Origin of the sequence: Falsirhodobacter xinxiangensis, assembly GCF_004959935.1 — a bacterium.
Classification (GTDB): Bacteria; Pseudomonadota; Alphaproteobacteria; order Rhodobacterales; family Rhodobacteraceae; genus Falsirhodobacter; species Falsirhodobacter xinxiangensis.
In genome coordinates this window covers 68,248-87,666 of sequence record NZ_SMYN01000013.1, presented here as the reverse complement: position 1 = coordinate 87,666, position 19,419 = coordinate 68,248, and the positions used below count along the sequence as shown (strand labels likewise).

Here is a 19,419-nt window from a genome sequence, read left to right as displayed (position 1 = left end):
CTTCAGCTGATTTGGGCAACAGAGCCCATGGACGCCCACAGCATTCTTTTGGCGTCGACCAGACGGTTCTTCATGCCTTCTCGATGCTGGTGGTTGTGGCGCTGATCGGGACGACGGATCTGGGGCAGGGGATGTGGGCCTTGGGGCTGGCCGATCTGCTGATCCAAGGCTTTGCCCACGAGCGCCGCGAAGCCTTCGGCCCTTGAGCCAGCTTCCGGCGCTCGTGCGCAGCCGATCACGCGACCGCTTCGGCCAGACGGCGGGACGGTTGCGGCGCCGACAGGCCGGATGGGATCGCGTCCAGCAGCGTGCGGGTATAGGCCTCGCGCGGGCGGTCGAAGATTTCGGATACAGGGCCGTGTTCCACGATCCGGCCCCGGTGCATGACCGACACGCTGTGGGCAAGCTGCCGGACCAGCGCCAGATCGTGCGAGACGAAAACATAGGTCAGCCCGAGATTCGCCTGAAGGTCCAGCAGCACGCCGACGATATCGGCCTGCACGCTGACATCCAGCGCCGAGGTCGGCTCGTCCAGCACGATCACGTCGGGCTTCAGCACCAGCGCCCGCGCGATGGCCACACGCTGCCGCTGCCCGCCCGACAGCGCGGCGGGTTTGCGCGCCAGCAGATGCTCGCCCAGACCGACATTGGCCAGCGCCTCGCGCACGCGGTCCGCGCGGTCCTTGGGTGTGGCGATGCCGAAACGGTCCAGCGGTTCGCGGATCAGGGTCTCGACCTTCCATGTCGGGTCCAGCGAGGTGAAGGGGTTCTGGTAGACCAGTTGCAGATGCCGCCACGCCTCGCGCAGCGTTTCGGGCGCGCGGCCGGACAGCGGGGTGCCCGCCACCGTGATGCCGCCCGCATCAGGCTGGTCGAGGCCCAGAAGCAGGCGGATCGTGGTCGTCTTGCCCGAGCCGGATTCGCCCACAAGCGCATGGGTCGTTCCCGCGGGCACGGCGAAGGACACATTGTCCACGGCGGTCAGGTTGCGCCCATCGACCGAAAAGGTCTTGGTCACGTTCGACACCTCGATCTTCGGGGCTGCCCGTTTCAGGCGGGCAAATCCCGGATCGCGCAGCGCGGCATAGCGGTCGGGGTTCAGCGCGGGCACGTCGGCGTGAAGCTTGCGCGCATAGGCCGAGGCGGGCGAGGCGAAGACCCGCGCCGTCGGTCCGGCCTCCTGCACCTCGCCGCCTTTCAGCACCAGTATCGCGTCCGTCCTTTCGGCCGCGATGGCAAGATCGTGGGTGATCAGCAGCAGCCCGATGTCCAGTTCCTGCCGAAGCTTGGACAGCAGATCGAGGATGCGTTTCTGGATCGTCACGTCCAGCGCCGAGGTCGGCTCGTCCGCCACCAGCAGGGCGGGGCGGGGCAGCACGGCCAGCCCGATCAGCACACGCTGAAGCATCCCGCCCGAAAGCTGATGGGGATAGGAGTCGTAGACCCGCTGCGGATTGTCCAGCCCGACCTGCGCAAAGGTGTCGAGGATGATCGCCCGGCGAATGCGCGGATCGCGTTCGTCCAGAAGGGCCGCCGCTTCTTCGGCCTGCGCGCCGATGGTGCGCACCGGGTTCAGGGCGTTGCCGGGGTCCTGCGGCACGAAGCCGATGGCCTTGCCGCGCAGCGGGCGGAAGCGGCGCTCGGGCAGGGACAGGATCTCTTGCCCCTGAAACGCGACGCGGCCCGTGGCGCGGCCCTGCGCGGGCAACAGTCGCAGCACCGCCCGCGCGATGGTGGATTTGCCCGACCCGGATTCGCCGATCAGCGCGATGCTCTTTCCCCGGCCAAGTTCGAAGCCCACGTCGCGCACGACCTCGTTCGGGCCATAGGCGACCGACAGGCCGTCCACGCGCAGAAGGGGAGGTGTCAGTCCGTCTTGCGAAGCCATCTGCTGATCCTGTTGAGAGAGAGAACGGTGACGACGGTGACCAGCGCGGGCGCATAGACCAGCCATGGCCATTTCAGGTAATCCTTGCCGATGGAGATCAGCAGCCCCCAATCCGAAGCCGGGGGCGGGTCGCCATAGCCAAGGAACGCCAGCCCCGCGATCACGAGGATCGACTGGCCGAAGCGCAGCACCGCCAGCGGCAGGACCGAACGCGAGGCGTTGGGCAGCACATGGCGGGTCAGGATATGCCAGCGCGACCCGCCCGACAGGAACGACGCCTCGACGAAGGTGGCGGAACGGGTCTTGATCACCTCGGACCGCATGACGCGGGCAAAGACGGCAACGGCAGAGATGCCGGTCGCGATGGCGGCATTCGTGGTGCTGAACCCAAGGGCGGTCACGATGATCACGGCCAGCAGGAAGTTCGGGATCGCCAGCAGCACATCGACCAGGCGCGCCAGGATCGTGTCCACCCAGCCGCCCAGAAACCCCGACAGCAGCCCGATCAGCCCGCCAAGGACCAGCGCGATGACCACCGCGATCACCGCGCTGGAGACGGAGGATGCCGTGCCGTGGATCACACGCGCCAGAAGATCGCGGCCGAGATGGTCCGTGCCGAACCAATGCGCGGCGCTTGGGCCTTGCAGCTTGTCGGCGGGGATGCCGATGGCGGGATCGAAACCGGTGAACAGGCCCGGCGCCAGCGACCAGCCGACGATGACCGCAAGCACCAGCAGCGACAGGATCACGCCCAGCGGCGCCGGAAGCGCGACGCGAGGGGTTCGGGTAACGGAGATCATCATGCGTTCGCCCTCGGAAGCTCGTCCGCCGTCGTGACGCGCCGGGGGGCGGTCCCCACCAGCTTCACGCGCGGGTCAAGCAGCGGGTAGATCAGGTCGGCGATCAGGTTGATGACCGCGAAGACCACGGCCGCCAGCGACACGATCGCCTGCAGCACCGGCAGGTCCTGCGTGACGACCGACCGCTGGATCAGGCTGCCCACGCCCGTGCGGCCAAAGACGGTTTCGGTGATCAGCGTATTGCCCAGCACCTCGCCCACCATCAGTGCGATCACGGTCACGACCGGCAGCGAGGATGGCTTCAGCAGATGGCGGAAAAACAGCTTGGACTGGCGCAGGCCGCGTGCGCGGGCGACCGCGGCATAATCCTGCGATGCCTCGTGGTCGAGGTTGGCCATCAGCACCTCGGCGATCTGGGCCGAGATCGGGATTCCAAGCGCGACAGCGGCGAAGAAGGTGGCCCAGAAGCTGTTCGGGTCGATCACCATGAAAAGCCCAAGCTGGAAGCCGAAGATGTGGATCAGCAGCAGGCCGATCACGAAGCTGGGCACCGACAGGAACAGCGAAGGCAGCGCGCGCAGGGCCGCCCCGCCAAAGCGGTGGGGCAGGAACCGCGCGCCATAGGCGATCCCCATTGCCAGAACCAGCGCCACGGCAAGCGCCCCGCCCGCCAGCCGCAGGGTCGAAGGCAGCACCTCGGCGATCAGGTCCGACACCGGGCGGCTGGATCGGAGCGAGACACCAAGATCACCTGTGACGAACCCCGACAGCGAATGCCAAAGCTGCACCGGGATCGGCTTGTCCAGCCCTTGGGCCGCCACGATCTGCGCGATCTCAGCCTCGGTGAAGCCGTTCTGGGGGTCGCGCAGGACGTTGGTCACCGGATCGCCGGGCAGGATGCTGACCACGATGAAGGTGAACACATAGGTCAGAAGCACGACCACCACGGCCTGCAAAAGACGCTTGGCGGCATAGTTCATATAAGCGCCCTGCATCAGGCGCTGCCCTTGGTCGCGCGGTAATAGCTGGCATAGGCGACCCCGTTATACACGACGTCCTTCACCTCGGGCGATTGGACATAGATGCGCTGGACCATCTGGGTGCGGGGGATGAAATATCCCTGCTCCAGCACATAGGCCTGCAATTCGTCCAGAAGCGGCGTGCGGACCTCGTGCGTGGCGGCGCTGGCGATCTTGTCGCGCAGATCGTTGATGCGCGGATCGCTTTGGCCAAGGTTGAACCAGTTCTCGCCCTTGTTGGCATCGGTCAGGATGCTGGCGACGGTGCCCGCGTCGATGAAGCTGCGCGTCACCTCGTATGCCGGAACGCCCGCGCCCGCGAAGCGCACCCGCTCGCCGAAGGTCACCACGTCATAGGCGCGGATCACGACGCGCCAGCCAATGCGGCCAAGCTGCTGCGCAAGCAGCTCGTCGATGGCGCGCGAGGTGGTGAGGTAGGGGTTGGAATGCAGGACCAACTCCAGCGTCACGCCGTCCTTGGCGCGGAAGCCGTCCGCGCCCTTGGCCCAGCCCGCCTCGTCCAGCAGCGCCTCGGCGCGGGCCGGGTCATGGGCCAGCAACGCGCTGTGATCCGTGGCGCCCGGAACGTTGCTTTGCATGAAGCTGGTCGCCGGCAACCAGTCGGGGGTATAGACGGTGTCGATGATCTCCTGCCGGTCGATCGCGACCTGAAGCGCCTGACGCACCTTCACGTCGTTCAGCGGCGCTTCTTGCGTGTTGATCGCCCAGCCGTTCACGAAGCCCAGATAGCGCGGCGTCGCGGTGGTGAAGCCTTCGTCCCGAAGCGAGGTCAGCTCTTGCGGCGAAGCGTTATAGGCGATGTCCGCCTGACCTGCCTGCACCGCCGCCACGCGCAGCGACTGTTCCGCCACCAGCTTGTAGGTGATCGAGTCGAGGAAGGCCGGCCCGGTGTGACCCACGGCGGCAGGGCCCCAGTTGTAATCCTCGCGCCGGACCAGCTTGACGAAGTCGCCCTCCTTCCAGCTGTCCACGACATAGGGGCCGCTGGCGATGGTCTTGCCCAGATCGGCCTGATCGGTCGCGGGCGAGGCGATGGTCGACGGCGCGATCAGGATGGAGCCGTGATAGCCCAGCGTCGGGATGAACCCCAGCGTCGGGGCCTTGAAGACCACCTTGACCGTCAGCGGATCGACCGCCTCGGAATGGTCATAGGTCTTGGGGAACAGGCCGACGGGGTTGATGCCATCCTCGGTCCGGCCCGCATACCAGATGTCGAGGTTCGCAACCACCGCCGCCGCATCCAAAGGCGAGCCGTCCGAGAAGGTGACACCGGGCTTCAGCTTCAGAGTGAATTCGGTCGCGGTCTCGTTCTGCTCCCACGATTCTGCCAGCCACGGGGTCGCGGCGCCGTCGCCATCGACATAGACCAGTTTGTCCGTCACATGGCCCCAGATATGCCCCTGAAAGCTGGAGATGGAGCTGTTGTTCGGGATCCAGGTCGGCCCCAGCGAGTCGATCAGGAACACGAGATCCCCGCCCGCACCCGAAGCCCCTTGGGCAAACAGCGAGGTGCCGGTCAGCGAAGCAAGGGTCAGCGCGGCCGAACCGGCCAGAAGACGGCGGCGCGAGAGGTGAAACTGCGGGATGCGGTGGGTCATCGGGGAGGGTCCTGCGGTTGAATTTCGGAGAGGGCCCGTCGCCGTCCCGCAATGGGGCGCGCACGCGGGCAGGGCGTTCGAAGCCGGCTCCGGAACCGGCGCTGCAAGCAGCTTTTTCTTAGGGAAATGGATAGACCGACCTGTCCGTCTTGTCTATTTTCTAGCTTGGGCGGGATGAGGAAACTTGTTCCCCATCCGCCCCGGATCGACAGCGGGATTTTCCTCTCCCACCCGTTCGAAACTCATCCTCGCGGAAGAATCTTCTCGTGCGGCACCGCAGCCGGGGCGTCGCCGTCCAGCCGTTCGACCGAAACCAGTGCCAGTTGTCCCGCGCAGCCTTGGCTGAGCGGCGATGCGCCGCAATCGGAGGTCACGGCATTGGGATTGCCGTTGATGCAGGTGCGCCCAAGACCCGGCAGGTCGGTGGGCGCATACCACGCGCCGGTGGCAAGCTGAATCACGCCCGCGCGGATCGCCTCCGAGGGCTGCGCCACGGCCAGCACCGCGCCGCGCCCGTTCCAGATGCGGATCGCATCGCCCGCCGCCACGCCCAGCCTTGCGGCATCGTCGGGGTTCAGGCGCGCGACCTCGCGGCCCGCCAGTTTGGACCCGCGGCTTGCGACCCCGAAATCGAGCTGGCTGTGCAGACGCCCGGCGGGTTGGTTGGCGACCAACTGGAACGGGTGCCGGGCGGCCAGCGGCGCCCCAAGCCATTCGGCGGGCGGCAGCCACGCCGGATGACCGGGCAGGCCCGCCGCCGCAACGCGGTCGGAAAAGATCTCGATCCGGCCCGAGGGCGTTCGGAGGGGGTGGGCCTCGGGGTCGGCGTGGAAGCGGTGGATCGCTCCGCCCGTACGGTTCACCGGCAGCGGCAGGATCGCCCCTTGCCGGAAGTCGTCGAAATCCGGTGCGGGCAGGCCGCGTGCCGCCAAGGCCGCCTGCGTCGGTGCATAGATGCGGCGCAGCCAGCCTTCGGCATCCAGCCCTTCGGTGAAGGCGGCGGCGCAGCCGATCCGTTCGGCCAGCGCGGTCAGGGTGGCATAGTCGTCGCGCGCCTCGCCCCGGGCCTGCGCCAGCGGCTCCATCGCGACGAGGAAGGGATCGTTGCCGCCCGCGCCGATATCCTCGCGCTCGGCGGTGACGGTGGCGGGAAAGACGATGTCGGCATGGCGCGTCGTCGCGGTTCCGACGCTGTCATGGACGATGATCGTGTCGGGACGTGCGAAGGCCTCTGCCAGCCGGGTCAGGTCCTGATGGTGGTGGAACGGGTTGCCCCCCGCCCAATAGACCAGCCGTATGTCGGCATAGCGCCGCGCCTCGCCCTTGTAGGTATAGGCGCCGCCGGGGTTCAGCAGCAGTTCCGCGATCCGCGCACAGGGAATGAAATCGCCCACCCGGTTCGGACCCTGCGGCAGCGTCGGCAGCGGCACATCCAGAGGCGGTTTGCCGACATTGCCGATCGAGCCGAGCCCATACAGGAACCCGCCGCCCGGCTTGCCGCCTTCGCCCAGCATCGTGGCCAGCGTCAGCGCCATCCAGACGGGCTGTTCGCCGTTCTGCGCCCTTTGCAGCGAATAGGTGACGTTGATCAGCGTCCGCGACCGTGCCGCCCGGTCTGCCAGCGCGGCGATATCCGCGGCCGGGATGCCGCAGATGTCGGCGGCCCAGTCCGGCGTCCTCGCCACCCCGTCCGTCTCGCCGGTCAGATAGGCGAGGAAGCGGTCGTAGCCGGTGGTGTAGCGGTCCAGATAGGCGCGGTCCGCCTGGCCGGTCGAATGCAGGTGATGGGCCATCCCCAGCATCAGCGCGACATCGGTTCCGGGACGGGGCGCAAGATGGACGAGGCCGGGCAGCGTCTGGATGTCGTCGGCGATGGGGCTGATCGACACGAAGCCCGCACCCCGCGCCGCCGCGCGCTCCAGCGCGTCGCGCATCGAATGCTGCGAATTGCCGCCACTGCTGACGGCGGTGTTGCGCAGCGGCACGCCGCCGAAGGCGATCAGAAGCTCGGTGTCTTCGGCCAACTCGTTCAGATAGGGGTGGTCGCGGTTCAGCCTCATCGCATCGCCCCAGACCATCGACAGGATCACCGACCCGGCGGCCGAGGAATAGGTGTCGACACTGGCGACATATCCGCCGAACGCGGTGTTGAGGAAACGGTGCAGCTGGCTTTGCGCATGGTGGAACCGCCCCGCCGAGGCCCAGCCATAGGAGCCGCCGAAGACCTTCGCCCCGGGCAGCGGGCCGGTTTCCGGCAGCGTGCCCGCGCCCAGACGGCGCAATTCCCGCGCGGCAAGGTCCAGCGCGTGGTCCCAGTCCAGTTCGATGTATTCGTCGCTGCCGCGCCTGCGGTCGGGGCCGGGGCCATCCTCCAGCCAGCCCTTGCGCACCAGCGGGCGGCTCAGCCGCGCCGGATGCGCCAGTGCGGCGGGGATGTTGCGCAGCAGGGCCGACGGTTCTGGATCGCCGTCGAACGGTTCGATCTCCAGCACGCCGGGCGCGGTGGTGCGGGCGCGAAAGGCACCCCAATGGCTGCTATGCTGGCGAAACTGCGCCATTCAGGCCGCCCTCGCATCGCGGACCGGGCGTGCGGCGGCGGCCAGCTGGTCGGTTCCGCGCCGAAGCCGCGCCAGCAGCGCGGGCGACGTCGGCACCCCATCCGTGAAATCGGCGGCGCTGGCGTAGACGCCCGTTGGCATGACCGCCGCTTCGAAGAAGGCGAAAAGCGGGCGCAGCTGATGCTCGATCACCAGCGCGTGCCGGTCGCCGCCGCCCGTCGCTGTCAGCAGGATCGGCTTGCCAAGCAGGTCCGCCGGTTCGATCAGATCGATGAAATGCTTGAACATCCCGCCATAGCTTCCCTTGTAGACCGGGCTGCCGAACACCAGCGCATCTGCGGCAAGGATGGAATCGAAGGCGCGGCGGGCATCGCCCGTCAGATCGCCCGCATGGCCCGCCGTTCCAAGCTGCGGTTGCAGATCGCCCAGATCGAAGACCTGCGCCTGCCCGCCCGCGCTTTCGGCGGCCTGCGTTGCGGCCATCGCCACGAGCGCCCGAGTTTTAGAGGTGTTTCCGAAGCTTCCGGCGAAGCCTGCGATCCGAAGGGGCATGATGCAATCCTGTTTGACCGTGACGCAGCAGCTTTATCGTCGCCCCGACCATGCGGCCATTCCAAACGCCGCATGCCGCCGAGAACGACAGGCCTGTCTCCACCCTCTGCCCGAGAAGAACCTCCCCCTCATCGCGCGCAGTGGTCCACGAGCGCGTCGATCTCGGCCTCGGTGTTGTAGTAATGCGGCGAGGCGCGGACGACCTCCGGCAATCCGCGCGCCACCGCATCCAGCAAGGTGCTGGACGGGGCCGAGACGCTGACGTTGATCCCGGCTTCGGCAAGGCGGGCCTTCACGGCGGCAGGGTCGCGTCCGGCGATGGAGAAGGTGACGATGGATGCCGCCCCGAGGTCGTGCAGCGTCGCGCCGGGAATGGCCCCCAACATCGTCCGCAACCGGCCCGACAACTGGCGGCAGCGGGTTTCGATGTCCTCCATCCCCACCGCCAGCGCATAATCGACCGCGGCGCCAAGGCCCAGCTGGGCGGCATAGTTGTTCTCCCACGTCTCGAACCGGCGGGCATCGGGTCGCAGGGTATATCGGTCCGGGGCGGTCCAGGGCGCGCCGAAATGGTCGATCATCGCCGGATGCAGGTTTTCAAGGAACGCCCGCCGCACATACAGAAAGCCCGTGCCGCGCGGCCCGCGCAGGAACTTCCGCCCCGTGGCCGAAAGCATGTCGCAGCCAAGCGCCCCGACATCGACGCGCATCTGGCCCACCGCCTGACACGCATCCAGAAGATAGGGTATGCCGTGCCGCCGCGCGATCTGCCCGACCGCAGCCGCAGGGTTGATCAGACCGCCATTTGTGGGAACCCAGGTGATCGCGATCAGCCGCACGCGCGGGTCGATCATCCGCTCCAGCGCCGCGGGGTCCAGTGCGCCTTGGGCATCGTCGGGGATCACCTCGACCACCGCGCCGCTGCGGGCGGCGACCTGCAGCAGCGCGACATAGTTCGCGGCATATTCCGCGCGCGCCGTCAGAATGCGGTCGCCCGGGCGGAAGGTCTGGGCGTAGAAACCCATCTGCCATGCCGCAGTGGCGTTTTCAGTCAGCGCGATCTCGTCTGGGCTGGCCCCGATCAGCCGCGCGACGCTGGCATAGACGGCGCGGTGACGCTCGCCAGCCTCGTTCGCCGCCTCGTATCCGCCGATCTGCGCCTCGCGGTGCAGATGGTCCACCATCGTGTCCAGCACGGCGCGCGGCATCAATCCCGCACCGGCATTGTTCAGATGGATGCGGCAGTTTGCGCCGGGCGTCTCGTCGCGGATACTGGGCAGGTCGATCATCCGGTTCCTCGCTTTGGGGGCAGAATGGCGGTGCCTGCGGGCAAGCGCAACCATGGGACCTTTTGTCCCTTGCCCGGGGCAGGGCAGTTCGGGCAAGGATGCGGCGTGCGTGAACATCCGTCCCTCCGCGTTCTGGGTCTTGCATTCCTGACCCTGCTGACCCTCGCCTTTGCGAGCGGCAGCTTCGCGCGCGCCGCACCCCAAGCCTCCGAACGGACGTTGGAGGTGTTGCAACTGATGGGCATGGATGTGGGCGATCTGTGCGACGAAGACAGCCCGCAGCACGTGCATCTGGCCGAATGTTCGCTGTGCCATCTGGTGGCGGGCGCGGACCTGCCGGATGCGGCCCTGACCTTGATCGAGATGGATCGGCGCATCGTCGCGACCATCGTTCTGCCGCGCATGGATCGGGCTGCGGCCCACCCGCGCGACCCGGCGACGCCCCCTCGCGGTCCGCCCTTCCTGGCCTGACGCAGCACGCCAGGCGCCCGGTTTCCCTTCGGTGCGATCCGCACGATCGAAACCTTCCCGAAGGCCCGCCGAATTTGCCGGAACCGTTCTCTTGGCCGTGCCCCGCCGCGCGCAGTCTTGCGCCAACGAATGCCATGACGGATGCCGGGTGCCCTTCGCGCCCATGGGTCCGCGCATATGGGACCGACCATGACATGACAGCCACCGCCCGATCCTCAGCCCTCTATCGCGCCGTCTGGCGCTGGCATTTCTATGCCGGGCTCATCGTTCTGCCTTTCGTCATCCTGATTGCGGTGACGGGGGCGATCTATCTTTTCAAGGACGAGATCAACGACGCCGCCTATGGCGATCTGCGCCTTGTCCCCGCGCAGGAGGTTCCGGCGCTGCCCCCGTCGGCGATCACGGCCGCCGCGCTTGGAATGCATCCCGGGGTGCTGCGCGGCTATTCCCCGCCCGCCACCCGGGACAGGGCGGCGCAGGTCAAGATCGCCGGCGAGGATGGGCTGAAGGACACCGTCTATGTCGATCCCTATACCGGGGTGGTGATCGGCACGGCATGGGACAGCGGTGTTTCCGGATCGACCGCGATGTGGGTGGTGCGAAAGCTGCACAGCCTTGAATATGCCGGCTGGATCGGCAACCGCATCATCGAGGCGGTGGCGGGCTGGATGGTGCTGCTGGTCGCCACCGGCATCTACCTCTGGCTGCCGCGCGGGCGCAATGTCGGCACCTTCCGACCGCGCAAGGGGGCCAAGGGTCGGCCATGGTGGCGGGATCTGCATGCCGCGACGGGCATCTATGTCGCCGGCTTCATCGTATTTCTGGCGATGACGGGGCTGCCGTGGTCCGGGGTCTGGGGCAAGCAGTTCTATGATCTGTCCTATGCCGCAGGTCTGGGGATGCCGGACGGGTATTGGAACGACGTGCCGCTTTCGACCGTGCCGATGGCCGAGGCGCTGGACCGCGCCCCGTGGATCGCCGAGCATCAGCCGATGCCGATGTCCCAACCCACTGGCGGCATCCCCGCCGCGCTGGACGACGTCGTCCGCAAGGTCGAGGCGCTTGGCATCCACCCCGGTTACGATCTGGCCATTCCGGGCGATGCGACGGGGGTGTTCACGGCCTCGGTCTATCCCGACGACATCGCGCAGGAACGGGTGATCCATCTGGACCAGTATTCCGGCGAGGTGCTGTTCGACATGGACCTGTCCGGCCTTGGCACGCTGGGCCGTCTGGCGGAATGGGGGGTCAGCATCCACATGGGGCAGGCCTTCGGGCTGGCAAACCAGATCGTGCTGCTGATCGCCTGCGCCGCGATGGTGCTGATGTGCGTCTCGGGTGCGGTGATCTGGTGGAAACGTCGGCCTGCCGGATCGCTGGGCGCGCCTGCGGTTCCCGCCGATTGGACCATTCCCCGCGGCATCCTGATCATCGCGGTGCTGCTGGGCATCTTCTTTCCGCTCGTGGGGTTTTCGATGCTGGCGATCGCCGCGATCGAGCTTGGCCTGACAGCGACCCGCCGTCTGCGGACGGCCTGAATCAAAGGAAATCCGATGAAGACCATATTCGCTGCCGTTGCGCTGTCGCTCGTGGCCCTGCCGTCCGTGGCGCAGGATATCGAAGTGCGCGAGGCTTTTGCCCGCGCGACCCTGCCCAATGCCCCCGTCGCGGGCGGGTATCTGACCGTTGCGAACCACGGCGACCGCGACGACCGCCTGACCGGCGCTCGCGCCGATTTCGCGGGCGAGGCGCAGATCCACGAGATGACCCATTCGGGCGACGTGATGCGGATGCGCGAATTGCCGGATGGGGTCGCGATCCCGGCAGGGCAGGAGGTGCATCTGTCCACCGGCAGCAACCATCTGATGTTCATGCGGCTGAACAGGGGCCTCGTCCAGGGCGACACGGTCACTGTGACGCTGACCTTCGAGAAGGCGGGCGATATCGACGTCCCCTTCATCGTCGGCCCGATCAACGCGCGCAGCTTCGACGATGACGGCAGCGGGCGGACGGCCCCTGCCGATCATGGCGGGCATTCGCACTGATGGCTCCCGCGATCAAAACCGCCATCGGCGCGGTCTTCGCCGCCGCGATCATCGCCGTGGTCTGGATGTTCGTTCTGCCCATCTTTGCCCGCGAGGGCTTCGTGATGGGCCGCGGCGATTACGCGCTGACGACCACCGCGAACGAGCCTTTCACCCAGACGACGCTGGAAGGCGCGCCGTCGGCAGTGTTCTTCGGCTTCACTCATTGCCCCGACATCTGCCCGACAACGCTGGGCGATATCAGCCTGTGGCAGGACGAGCTGGGGGCCGAGGCTGCCGACCTGCGGGTGTTCTTCATCACCGTCGATCCCGAGCGCGACACGCTGGCGCTGCTGGACCAATATGTCTCGTGGTTGCCGGGGGCAGTGGGTGTCTCCGGTCCCGAGGACCAGATCCGCCGCACCGAGAAAGCCTTCGCCGCCGCCTCGCAGAAGGAATGGCTGGAGGACGGCGATTACACCATGGCGCACACGTCCAAGGTGCTGCTGTTCGACCGGGGCGGGGATTTCGTCGATGCGATCTCCTATCAGGAGGACCCGGCCAGCGCGGTGGCCAAGCTGCGCCGCGCGATGGACGCAGGCTGATCCGGGGGCGCGCGTCCGGATTGCCGATGCGGAGCGGGCGCGATACTGAAGGTCAGCGTCACCAGAAGGAAACGACATGGCACCCCGGCCCTCAAGGACCGACCGTTCGGACCGCGGTTTCGTCGGGGTCGGGCTGTATCGTCCCAAGCACAGCCACAACATCGGGCAGGTCCTGCGCGCGGCGGACAACCACCGCGCCAGCTTCGTATCGATCGAGGGTGGGCGGACCGAGGATATCCGCAGCGCCGCCAACACCTTCGACACGCAGCTGTCGATGCCCGTCTATATGGTCGACGATCTTCTGGCCCATCGCCCCTTCGGCACGCAGATCGTGGTCATCGATCTGATCGACGGGGCCGAGGATCTGCGCAGCTTCATCCACCCGCCTCGTGCCCTGTATCTTTTCGGGCCGGAGGATGGATCGCTTGGCATCGCCCATACCAGCCGCGCGCAGCATGTGGTGCAGATCCCGACGAATGACTGCATGAACCTGGCCGCTTCGGTGAACGTCGTGCTGTATGACCGGATGTTGAAGGAACACCTTGGGATGACGCATGCCCGCGAGGCCGCGGCGGCAAGGGCGCGGGCGGCGGAACGCAAACGGGGTGGGCTCGCCCCCTGACCTCGGGAAATCCCGTTAGCGCTCACGAAAGACTGGACGGGCCGCGTGTCGCCGCGCATCCTGCCGCCGGATCGGGAAGAGGACGCCTCGCGGCACGCGGGCGCCGATCCAGCACATGGCAAGAGGAGACAAGATGACCGATTTTTTCGCAGGCATTCCGCAGGTTCGCTACGAAGGCCCGGACAGCACGAACGACTTCGCCTTTCGCCATTACAACCCGGACGAGGTGGTGCTGGGCAAGCCGCTGAAGGATCATCTGCGTTTTGCCGTCGCGTGGTGGCACAGCTTTGCATGGGAGGGCGGCGATCCCTTCGGCGGCCAGACGTTCGAGCGTCCCTGGCACCCGCAGGACGACATGAGCCGCGCCAAGATGAAGGCCGACACCGCGTTCCGGATGTATGAGATCCTGAACGTTCCCTTCTATTGCTGGCACGATGCCGACATCCGCCCCGATCAGGGCAGCTTCGCCGGAAACCTGCGGACGCTGGAGGAGATCACCGATTACATGGCCGAAAAGCAGGCGGAGACCGGGGTGCGCTGCCTCTGGGGCACCGCCAACATGTTCAGCCACCGCCGCTGGATGTCGGGCGCCGCCACGAATCCCGATCCCGACGTCTTCGCCTTTGCCGCCGCCACGGTGAAATCCTGCATGGACGCGACGCAGAAGCTGGACGGGGCAAATTACGTCCTCTGGGGCGGGCGCGAGGGGTATGAGACGCTGCTGAACACCGACATGAAGCAGGAGCTGGACCATATGGGCCGCTTCCTGTCGATGGTGGTCGATTACAAGCACAAGATCGGCTTCAAGGGCACGATCCTGGTCGAGCCGAAACCGCAGGAGCCGTCCAAGCACCAATACGATTACGATGCTGCGACCTGCTTCGGCTTCCTGCAGAAATACGGGCTGGAGAAGGAGGTGAAGCTGAACCTCGAACAGGGCCACGCTATCCTGGCAGGTCACAGTTTCGAGCATGAGCTGGCGACGGCGGCGGCGCTTGGCGTCTTGGGGTCCATCGACATGAACCGCAACGATTACCAGACTGGCTGGGACACCGACCAGTTCCCCAACAACGTCCCCGAGGTGGCGCTGGCCTATTACGAGGTGCTGCGCGCGGGCGGCTTCACCACGGGCGGCACGAATTTCGACGCCAAGGTGCGGCGACAGAGCCTCGACCCCGAGGATCTGATCCTTGCCCATGTGGGGGCGATGGACGTCTGCGCCCAGGGTCTGAAGGCGGCGGCGCGGATGATCGAGGACGGCGCGCTGGAAGACGCCCGCCGCGCCCGCTATGCCGGGTGGGAGACGCCAGAGGCGCAGGCGATGCTGGGATCGACGCTGGAGGACGTGGCGGACCGGGTGCTGCAGGGCGACATCAATCCCCGGCCCCGATCCGGGCGGCAGGAGCGGCTGGAAAATATCTGGAACCGCGTTCTGGGCTGACGGCAGGATTTACCTTCCGGACGACACGACCCGATCCCCGCCATAGCGCGGGGATTTCGTTTTGCAACCTCCTTGGCGTTGCGCTACAGGCAACGCCTCGTTCCACTAATCGCACTGTCCCTGTCGTCACGCAGATTTCATAATCGGCCAAAAAAGACAGACCCCCAACAGGAGGAAACGGATGCCCAAATCCCGGGCCCTTGGCGCGGATACGTTCGTGCTGCATGGCATCGTGCTTGCCATCGTCATCGTCGCCGAAGCGATCGGCGTGCTGCGTATCCCGATCGGCATCGCCGCGATCGTTCTTCTGCCGATGCTTTACGCATTCGCGATGGGCATTGCGATCAACCCCAACATCACCCGTGCGACGCAACGATACCTGACGCCCCGCGTGCAGAAATTCGCGGGCGGCATGATCACCATCGCGATCACGCCCTTCGTTGCGAAATTCGGCACCACGGTCGGCCCGCAGATCGACGCGATCATCGAAGCCGGTCCTGCGCTGATCCTGCAAGAGATCGGCAACCTCGGCACCATCGTCATCGCCTTCCCGGTCGCGGTTTATCTGCTGGGCATGGGGCGCGAGACGGTCGGCGCGGTCTATTCCATCGACCGCGAGCCGAACCTTGCGCTGATCGCGGAAAAATACGGGCTGGATTCGCCGGAAGGCGCGGGCGTCATGGGTGTCTATGCCACCGGCACGCTAATCGGGACGTTCATCTTCGCCATCATGCCGACGCTGATCCATGCGACGGGCATGTTCGACATCCGCGCGCTGGCCATGTCCTGCGGCGTGGGGTCCGGCTCGATGCTGGCGGCCTGCACCGGCGCGCTGACCACTGCGGTGCCCGAGCAGAAGGACCTGATCCTTGGCCTTGCTGGCGCATCGAACGTGCTGACCTATGCCACGGGGCTGTATGTCGGGCTGTTCATCGCCCTGCCGCTGACGCAATGGCTGTTCCGCAAGGCGCGGCCGGAACTGTATTGAGGGGACGATCATGGCAAACACCGAAAACCTGACCCTCGAGATCGAGAGCGTCGACGAGCGCAAGGCCAATGTGGGCGAAACCGCGCTGCTCTTGCTGATCGCCTGCGTGATCGGAACCATCGCCAACTATGTCGCGACCGGCGTCGGCGCGCTGGAGGCGTTTCCCGGCATGGCGATCCTGTTCGCCTGTTCCGTGGCAGGGCTGCTGATGGCGCGTTTCGTGCCGCTGGCGCTGCCCTCGGTCGCGTGGGTGTCGCTGTTCGCGATCGTCATCACCATCCCCGGTTTCCCCGGATCGGCATGGGTGGTCGAACAGGCGACGAAGATCAACTTCCTGTCGCTGGCAACCCCGGCGCTGGCCTATGGCGGGCTTGCCCTGTCGGCCAAGGAGTTCGCCATCGCGCGCAAGTCCGGCTGGAAGATCGTGATCGTCGCCATCTGCGTCATGCTTGGCACCTATCTCGGCTCGGTCGTCATCGCCGATCTGACGCTGCGGCTGTTCTCGTGATCCCCGCGCCCCATATCGCCGAGGCGGTCGCGTGGCGGCGGCAGATCCATCGCAACCCGGAACTTGGATTTGCCGAACATGACACCGCCGCCTTCATCGCCGCGAAGCTGGGCGAATGGGGTTATGACGTGGCGACGGGCGTGGGCCGCACCGGGGTCGTCGGGTCGATGACCAAGGGCACGGGCAACCGCGCCATCGGCATCCGCGCCGATATCGACGCGCTGCCGATCACCGAGGCTTCGGGGGTCGAATGGTCCTCGCAGCAGCCGGGGCGTGCGCATTCCTGCGGGCATGACGGGCATATCGCCGTTGCGCTCGCCGCTGCGCGCGCGCTGGCCGGGGCGGAGTTCGACGGAACCTTGCGGTTCATCTTCCAACCCGCCGAAGAAAACGAGGGCGGCGGTCGCGAGATGGTCGCCGACGGGCTGTTCACCCGGTTCCCGGTCGATGCCATCTATGCCATGCACAACTGGCCCGGATTGCCGCCGGGAACGCTGGTCGCCCGCGACCGAGAGATGATGGCCGCCTTCGGCACGTTCGAGGTCGCGCTGACCGGGCGCGGTGCGCATGGCGCGATGCCGCACGAAGGGGCCGACACGCTTCTGGCGGCCTCGCATATCGTCACCGCGCTGCAATCCATCGCGGCGCGCAATGTCAGCCCGCTGCGGTCCTCGGTCGTGTCGGTCACGCAGGTTCATGGCGGCGATGCGTGGAACGTGCTGCCCGAGACGGCGGTGATCCGCGGCACGACCCGTTGGTTCGACCCCGAGATCGGCGACCTGATCGAGGCGCGGATGGGCGCCATCGTCACCTCCGTCGCCGCCGCTTTCGACTGCACGGCGGATCTGCGATACGAGCGGCGCTATCCGTCCACGCTGAACACGCCGGAGAACGCCGCGATCGTGCGCCGTCTTGGCGCCGAGGCGGGGCTGGAGGTGGTGGACACCGATCCCAGCATGGCAGCCGAGGATTTCGCCTTCATGCTGGACCATGTGCCGGGCTGCTATTTCTGGGTGGGCGCAGCCAAGGAGGGCACCAATCCCGGCCTCCATTCGCCGCGGTTCGACTTCAACGACGCCATCCTCGGACCCGCCGCCGCCTTCTGGGTCCGGCTGGCGCAGGCCGAACTGGGCGGCGCTTGACAGGGTCTGCCGGGGGCGCTCATCGTGAGGCGATGATGACCTTCGACCGCCGCGACATCCGCATCTATCTGGCCGTGCATCGCCACGGCTCGATCCGTGCGGCGGCGGATCACCTGGGGGTCGCGCCCTCTGCCGTGTCGCGCCAGATCGCGGAAATGGAAAGCCAGATCGGCGTCGCGCTTCTGGACCGCACATCGCGCGGGGTCAGCCTGACCGATGCGGGGCGGCTGGTGCTGGAACACATGCGCCACGTGGTCGAGGAAGCGGGATACCTGACCGAACAGCTTGCCGACCTGCGCGGCATCCAGCAGCGCAACGTCCGCATCCATTGCGGCGAAGGCTTCCTTGCCGATTTCATGCAGAACGGTCTTGGCGGCTTTCTGGAACGCAGCCCGCATGTGCGATACGAGCTGCTGGTCGGATCGACGGATGCCGTCGTGGCGGCGCTGGCGAACGGCGAAAGCGACATCGGCATCGCCTATAACCCGCCGGCAACGGGGGCGGTGCGTTCGATCGCCTCGGCCCGCCATCCGCTTTGCGTGGTGATGCCGCCCGGCCATCCGCTGGCGGCGATGAAGGTGGTGCGGCTGGCCGATTGCGCCCCCTATCCCGCGGCGCTTCTGCCCAAGGGGCATGGCACGACCGACCTGCTGATGCGCGTGGCCGCCGATGGCGGGATCGCGCTTCGGGCACGGCTGATGACGACCTCCATCGACGCGCTGCGGCGGTTCGTGACGGCGGGGCTGGGGCTGGCCTTTCTGCCCCGCGCCTCGGTCGCGATGGAGGAGGCGGTCGAACTGCGCGAGCTGGCCGATGGCGCCCTGTCGGGCGCGTCGGCGCATCTGATGGTGCGGGCGCGGCGCAGGCTTCCCGCCTCGGTCGAGCAGTTGGCGCGGCATCTGGAAGGCGCGATGGCCAGTTTCGCGCCGCGTTGCTGACAGCGCAACGCGACGTTCCCCGCATGCCCGCTAGCACCGGGCAAAGGCGTGGATGATCCTGAAGGGATCGACAGGAAGGAACGCAATGACAAAAGATATCACGGTGGGCGTCGTCGGACTGGGCGCGATGGGACTGGGCATGGCTGCATCCGCCGCCCGCGCGGGGTTCCGCACGCTGGGCTATGACCTCACGCCCGCCCGGGCCGATCTGGCGCGCGAGGCGGGGGTGGAGCCGGTCGCGACGCTGGACGAGGTTTTTGCCGCCGACCGTATCGTCTTCTCGCTGCCCACGGCGCAGGACGTGGCCGGGGTGGTCGAACGGATGGCCACCGCGCTGGAGGGCCGCGCGCGCGTCGTCATCATCGACACCTCGACGTCCGAGCCGCAGGTGACGCGGGCGCTGGCGGAACGGCTGGCGGCGATGGGGCACGGGTTTCTGGACGCGCCGGTTTCGGGTGGTCCGGCAGGGGCGGCGAAGGGTGCGCTGACCATGATGATCGGCGGCACGCCCGAGGATCTGGCCGATGCGCAGCCGGTGATCGACGCGCTGTCGGCCAAGGCGATCCATGTGGGCGAATCCGGCGCGGGCAATGTGGCGAAACTGGTCAACAACCTGCTGTGCGCCGCGCATATGGTCACCACCGCCGAAGGGCTGCGTCTGGCCGAAGCGGCGGGCATTTCCGCCCAGTCCACGCTGAACGTGCTGAACGCGGCATCTGGGCGGTCGATGCTGTCCGAGGTGCATTTCCCGACCTGGGTAATGAACGAAGGCTTCGACAGCGGCTTCACCATGGCGCTGATGCAGAAGGACGTGCGGCTGGCGCGCAAGCTGGCCAAGGATACCGGAACCGACATACCGCTGACGGAAAAGGCGGCGCAGCTTTGGGCGGACGCTCCCTTCGGACCCGCCGAGGATTTTACCCGTATGGGCGATTTCCGCAGGAAAGGACACTGA

The 19,419-nt window shown here is 67.0% G+C and carries 19 protein-coding genes; 12 read left to right on the top strand and 7 right to left on the bottom strand.

Features of this window, described 5'->3' with window-relative positions:
* A partial coding sequence (locus E2K76_RS20645) for a hypothetical protein (protein ID WP_220432257.1) occupies window positions 1-206 on the top strand: 206 nt, incomplete at its 5' end.
* A gap of 29 nt (window positions 207-235) precedes the next feature.
* Here E2K76_RS20645 and E2K76_RS14805 read toward each other — a convergent pair.
* The 7 genes from E2K76_RS14805 to E2K76_RS14775 all read right to left on the bottom strand — a co-directional run bounded on the left by E2K76_RS14805 (window position 236) and on the right by E2K76_RS14775 (window position 9,725).
* Window positions 236-1,888, bottom strand: coding sequence for an ABC transporter ATP-binding protein (locus E2K76_RS14805; protein WP_136685130.1), 1,653 nt, complete (start codon window positions 1,886-1,888; stop codon window positions 236-238).
* Complete coding sequence (locus E2K76_RS14800; protein WP_136685129.1) at window positions 1,867-2,691, bottom strand: ABC transporter permease; 825 nt, start codon at window positions 2,689-2,691, stop codon at window positions 1,867-1,869. The genes E2K76_RS14805 and E2K76_RS14800 overlap by 22 nt, the downstream gene beginning before the upstream one ends.
* On the bottom strand, window positions 2,688-3,683 hold the full coding sequence (locus tag E2K76_RS14795) for an ABC transporter permease (RefSeq protein ID WP_136685128.1): 996 nt from the start codon (window positions 3,681-3,683) through the stop codon (window positions 2,688-2,690). Before E2K76_RS14795 ends, E2K76_RS14800 begins: the two co-directional genes overlap by 4 nt.
* Window positions 3,683-5,326: an ABC transporter substrate-binding protein gene (locus tag E2K76_RS14790; RefSeq protein WP_136685127.1), complete on the bottom strand. Its 1,644-nt coding sequence runs from the start codon at window positions 5,324-5,326 to the stop codon at window positions 3,683-3,685. Before E2K76_RS14790 ends, E2K76_RS14795 begins: the two co-directional genes overlap by 1 nt.
* Window positions 5,327-5,568: 242 nt before the next feature.
* Window positions 5,569-7,884 (bottom strand): molybdopterin-dependent oxidoreductase, encoded by a 2,316-nt coding sequence (locus tag E2K76_RS14785; protein ID WP_136685126.1) that lies wholly within the window; start codon window positions 7,882-7,884, stop codon window positions 5,569-5,571.
* Entirely contained in the window at window positions 7,885-8,436 is a 552-nt protein-coding gene (locus tag E2K76_RS14780; protein WP_136685125.1) for an NAD(P)H-dependent oxidoreductase, read from the bottom strand. It abuts the gene before it with no gap.
* A 128-nt stretch (window positions 8,437-8,564) separates the two neighbouring features.
* Complete coding sequence (locus tag E2K76_RS14775) at window positions 8,565-9,725, bottom strand: aminotransferase class V-fold PLP-dependent enzyme (protein ID WP_136685124.1); 1,161 nt, start codon at window positions 9,723-9,725, stop codon at window positions 8,565-8,567.
* A 105-nt stretch (window positions 9,726-9,830) separates the two neighbouring features.
* Between E2K76_RS14775 and E2K76_RS14770 the strand changes: the two genes are divergently transcribed.
* The 11 genes from E2K76_RS14770 to E2K76_RS14720 all read left to right on the top strand — a co-directional run bounded on the left by E2K76_RS14770 (window position 9,831) and on the right by E2K76_RS14720 (window position 19,419).
* A complete protein-coding gene (locus tag E2K76_RS14770; protein ID WP_136685123.1) occupies window positions 9,831-10,196 on the top strand; it encodes a hypothetical protein in 366 nt (121 codons plus the stop codon).
* A gap of 194 nt (window positions 10,197-10,390) precedes the next feature.
* A complete protein-coding gene (locus tag E2K76_RS14765) occupies window positions 10,391-11,734 on the top strand; it encodes a PepSY-associated TM helix domain-containing protein (protein WP_136685122.1) in 1,344 nt (447 codons plus the stop codon).
* A 15-nt stretch (window positions 11,735-11,749) separates the two neighbouring features.
* Window positions 11,750-12,241 (top strand): copper chaperone PCu(A)C, encoded by a 492-nt coding sequence (locus E2K76_RS14760; protein WP_136685121.1) that lies wholly within the window; start codon window positions 11,750-11,752, stop codon window positions 12,239-12,241.
* Window positions 12,241-12,825 carry an SCO family protein gene (locus E2K76_RS14755; RefSeq protein ID WP_136685120.1) on the top strand — a complete coding sequence of 195 codons (585 nt, stop codon included), beginning with the start codon at window positions 12,241-12,243 and terminating at the stop codon, window positions 12,823-12,825. Before E2K76_RS14760 ends, E2K76_RS14755 begins: the two co-directional genes overlap by 1 nt.
* Window positions 12,826-12,901: 76 nt before the next feature.
* Entirely contained in the window at window positions 12,902-13,447 is a 546-nt protein-coding gene (locus E2K76_RS14750) for a TrmH family RNA methyltransferase (protein WP_136685119.1), read from the top strand.
* A gap of 133 nt (window positions 13,448-13,580) precedes the next feature.
* The gene (gene xylA / locus E2K76_RS14745; RefSeq protein ID WP_136685118.1) at window positions 13,581-14,888 is read left to right on the top strand and encodes a xylose isomerase; all 1,308 of its coding nucleotides are present in this window, start codon (window positions 13,581-13,583) and stop codon (window positions 14,886-14,888) included.
* Window positions 14,889-15,069: 181 nt separating this feature from the next.
* A complete protein-coding gene (locus E2K76_RS14740) occupies window positions 15,070-15,876 on the top strand; it encodes a DUF3100 domain-containing protein (RefSeq protein WP_136685117.1) in 807 nt (268 codons plus the stop codon).
* 10 nt (window positions 15,877-15,886) lie between these two features.
* Entirely contained in the window at window positions 15,887-16,384 is a 498-nt protein-coding gene (locus E2K76_RS20860) for a hypothetical protein (RefSeq protein ID WP_136685116.1), read from the top strand.
* Complete coding sequence (locus tag E2K76_RS14730; protein WP_136685115.1) at window positions 16,381-17,526, top strand: M20 aminoacylase family protein; 1,146 nt, start codon at window positions 16,381-16,383, stop codon at window positions 17,524-17,526. Before E2K76_RS20860 ends, E2K76_RS14730 begins: the two co-directional genes overlap by 4 nt.
* Window positions 17,527-17,561: 35 nt before the next feature.
* Window positions 17,562-18,464: a LysR family transcriptional regulator gene (locus E2K76_RS14725; RefSeq protein ID WP_220432255.1), complete on the top strand. Its 903-nt coding sequence runs from the start codon at window positions 17,562-17,564 to the stop codon at window positions 18,462-18,464.
* 85 nt (window positions 18,465-18,549) lie between these two features.
* Window positions 18,550-19,419, top strand: coding sequence for an NAD(P)-dependent oxidoreductase (locus E2K76_RS14720; RefSeq protein ID WP_136685113.1), 870 nt, complete (start codon window positions 18,550-18,552; stop codon window positions 19,417-19,419).

Excerpts from the sequence above, each read along its gene's own strand:
- E2K76_RS14750 (WP_136685119.1), top strand. The coding sequence starts at position 12,902 with ATGGCACCCCGGCCCTCAAGGACCGACCGTTCGGACCGCGGTTTCGTC.
- E2K76_RS20860 (WP_136685116.1), top strand. The coding sequence starts at position 15,887 with ATGGCAAACACCGAAAACCTGACCCTCGAGATCGAGAGCGTCGACGAG.
- E2K76_RS14790 (WP_136685127.1), bottom strand. The coding sequence starts at position 5,326 with ATGACCCACCGCATCCCGCAGTTTCACCTCTCGCGCCGCCGTCTTCTG.
- E2K76_RS14740 (WP_136685117.1), top strand. The coding sequence starts at position 15,070 with ATGCCCAAATCCCGGGCCCTTGGCGCGGATACGTTCGTGCTGCATGGC.
- E2K76_RS14795 (WP_136685128.1), bottom strand. The coding sequence starts at position 3,683 with ATGCAGGGCGCTTATATGAACTATGCCGCCAAGCGTCTTTTGCAGGCC.
- E2K76_RS14765 (WP_136685122.1), top strand. The coding sequence starts at position 10,391 with ATGACAGCCACCGCCCGATCCTCAGCCCTCTATCGCGCCGTCTGGCGC.
- E2K76_RS14775 (WP_136685124.1), bottom strand. The coding sequence starts at position 9,725 with ATGATCGACCTGCCCAGTATCCGCGACGAGACGCCCGGCGCAAACTGC.
- E2K76_RS14760 (WP_136685121.1), top strand. The coding sequence starts at position 11,750 with ATGAAGACCATATTCGCTGCCGTTGCGCTGTCGCTCGTGGCCCTGCCG.
- E2K76_RS14725 (WP_220432255.1), top strand. The coding sequence starts at position 17,562 with ATGACCTTCGACCGCCGCGACATCCGCATCTATCTGGCCGTGCATCGC.
- E2K76_RS14805 (WP_136685130.1), bottom strand. The coding sequence starts at position 1,888 with ATGGCTTCGCAAGACGGACTGACACCTCCCCTTCTGCGCGTGGACGGC.
- E2K76_RS14755 (WP_136685120.1), top strand. The coding sequence starts at position 12,241 with ATGGCTCCCGCGATCAAAACCGCCATCGGCGCGGTCTTCGCCGCCGCG.
- E2K76_RS14780 (WP_136685125.1), bottom strand. The coding sequence starts at position 8,436 with ATGCCCCTTCGGATCGCAGGCTTCGCCGGAAGCTTCGGAAACACCTCT.
- E2K76_RS14720 (WP_136685113.1), top strand. The coding sequence starts at position 18,550 with ATGACAAAAGATATCACGGTGGGCGTCGTCGGACTGGGCGCGATGGGA.
- E2K76_RS14785 (WP_136685126.1), bottom strand. The coding sequence starts at position 7,884 with ATGGCGCAGTTTCGCCAGCATAGCAGCCATTGGGGTGCCTTTCGCGCC.
- E2K76_RS14800 (WP_136685129.1), bottom strand. The coding sequence starts at position 2,691 with ATGATGATCTCCGTTACCCGAACCCCTCGCGTCGCGCTTCCGGCGCCG.
- xylA (WP_136685118.1), top strand. The coding sequence starts at position 13,581 with ATGACCGATTTTTTCGCAGGCATTCCGCAGGTTCGCTACGAAGGCCCG.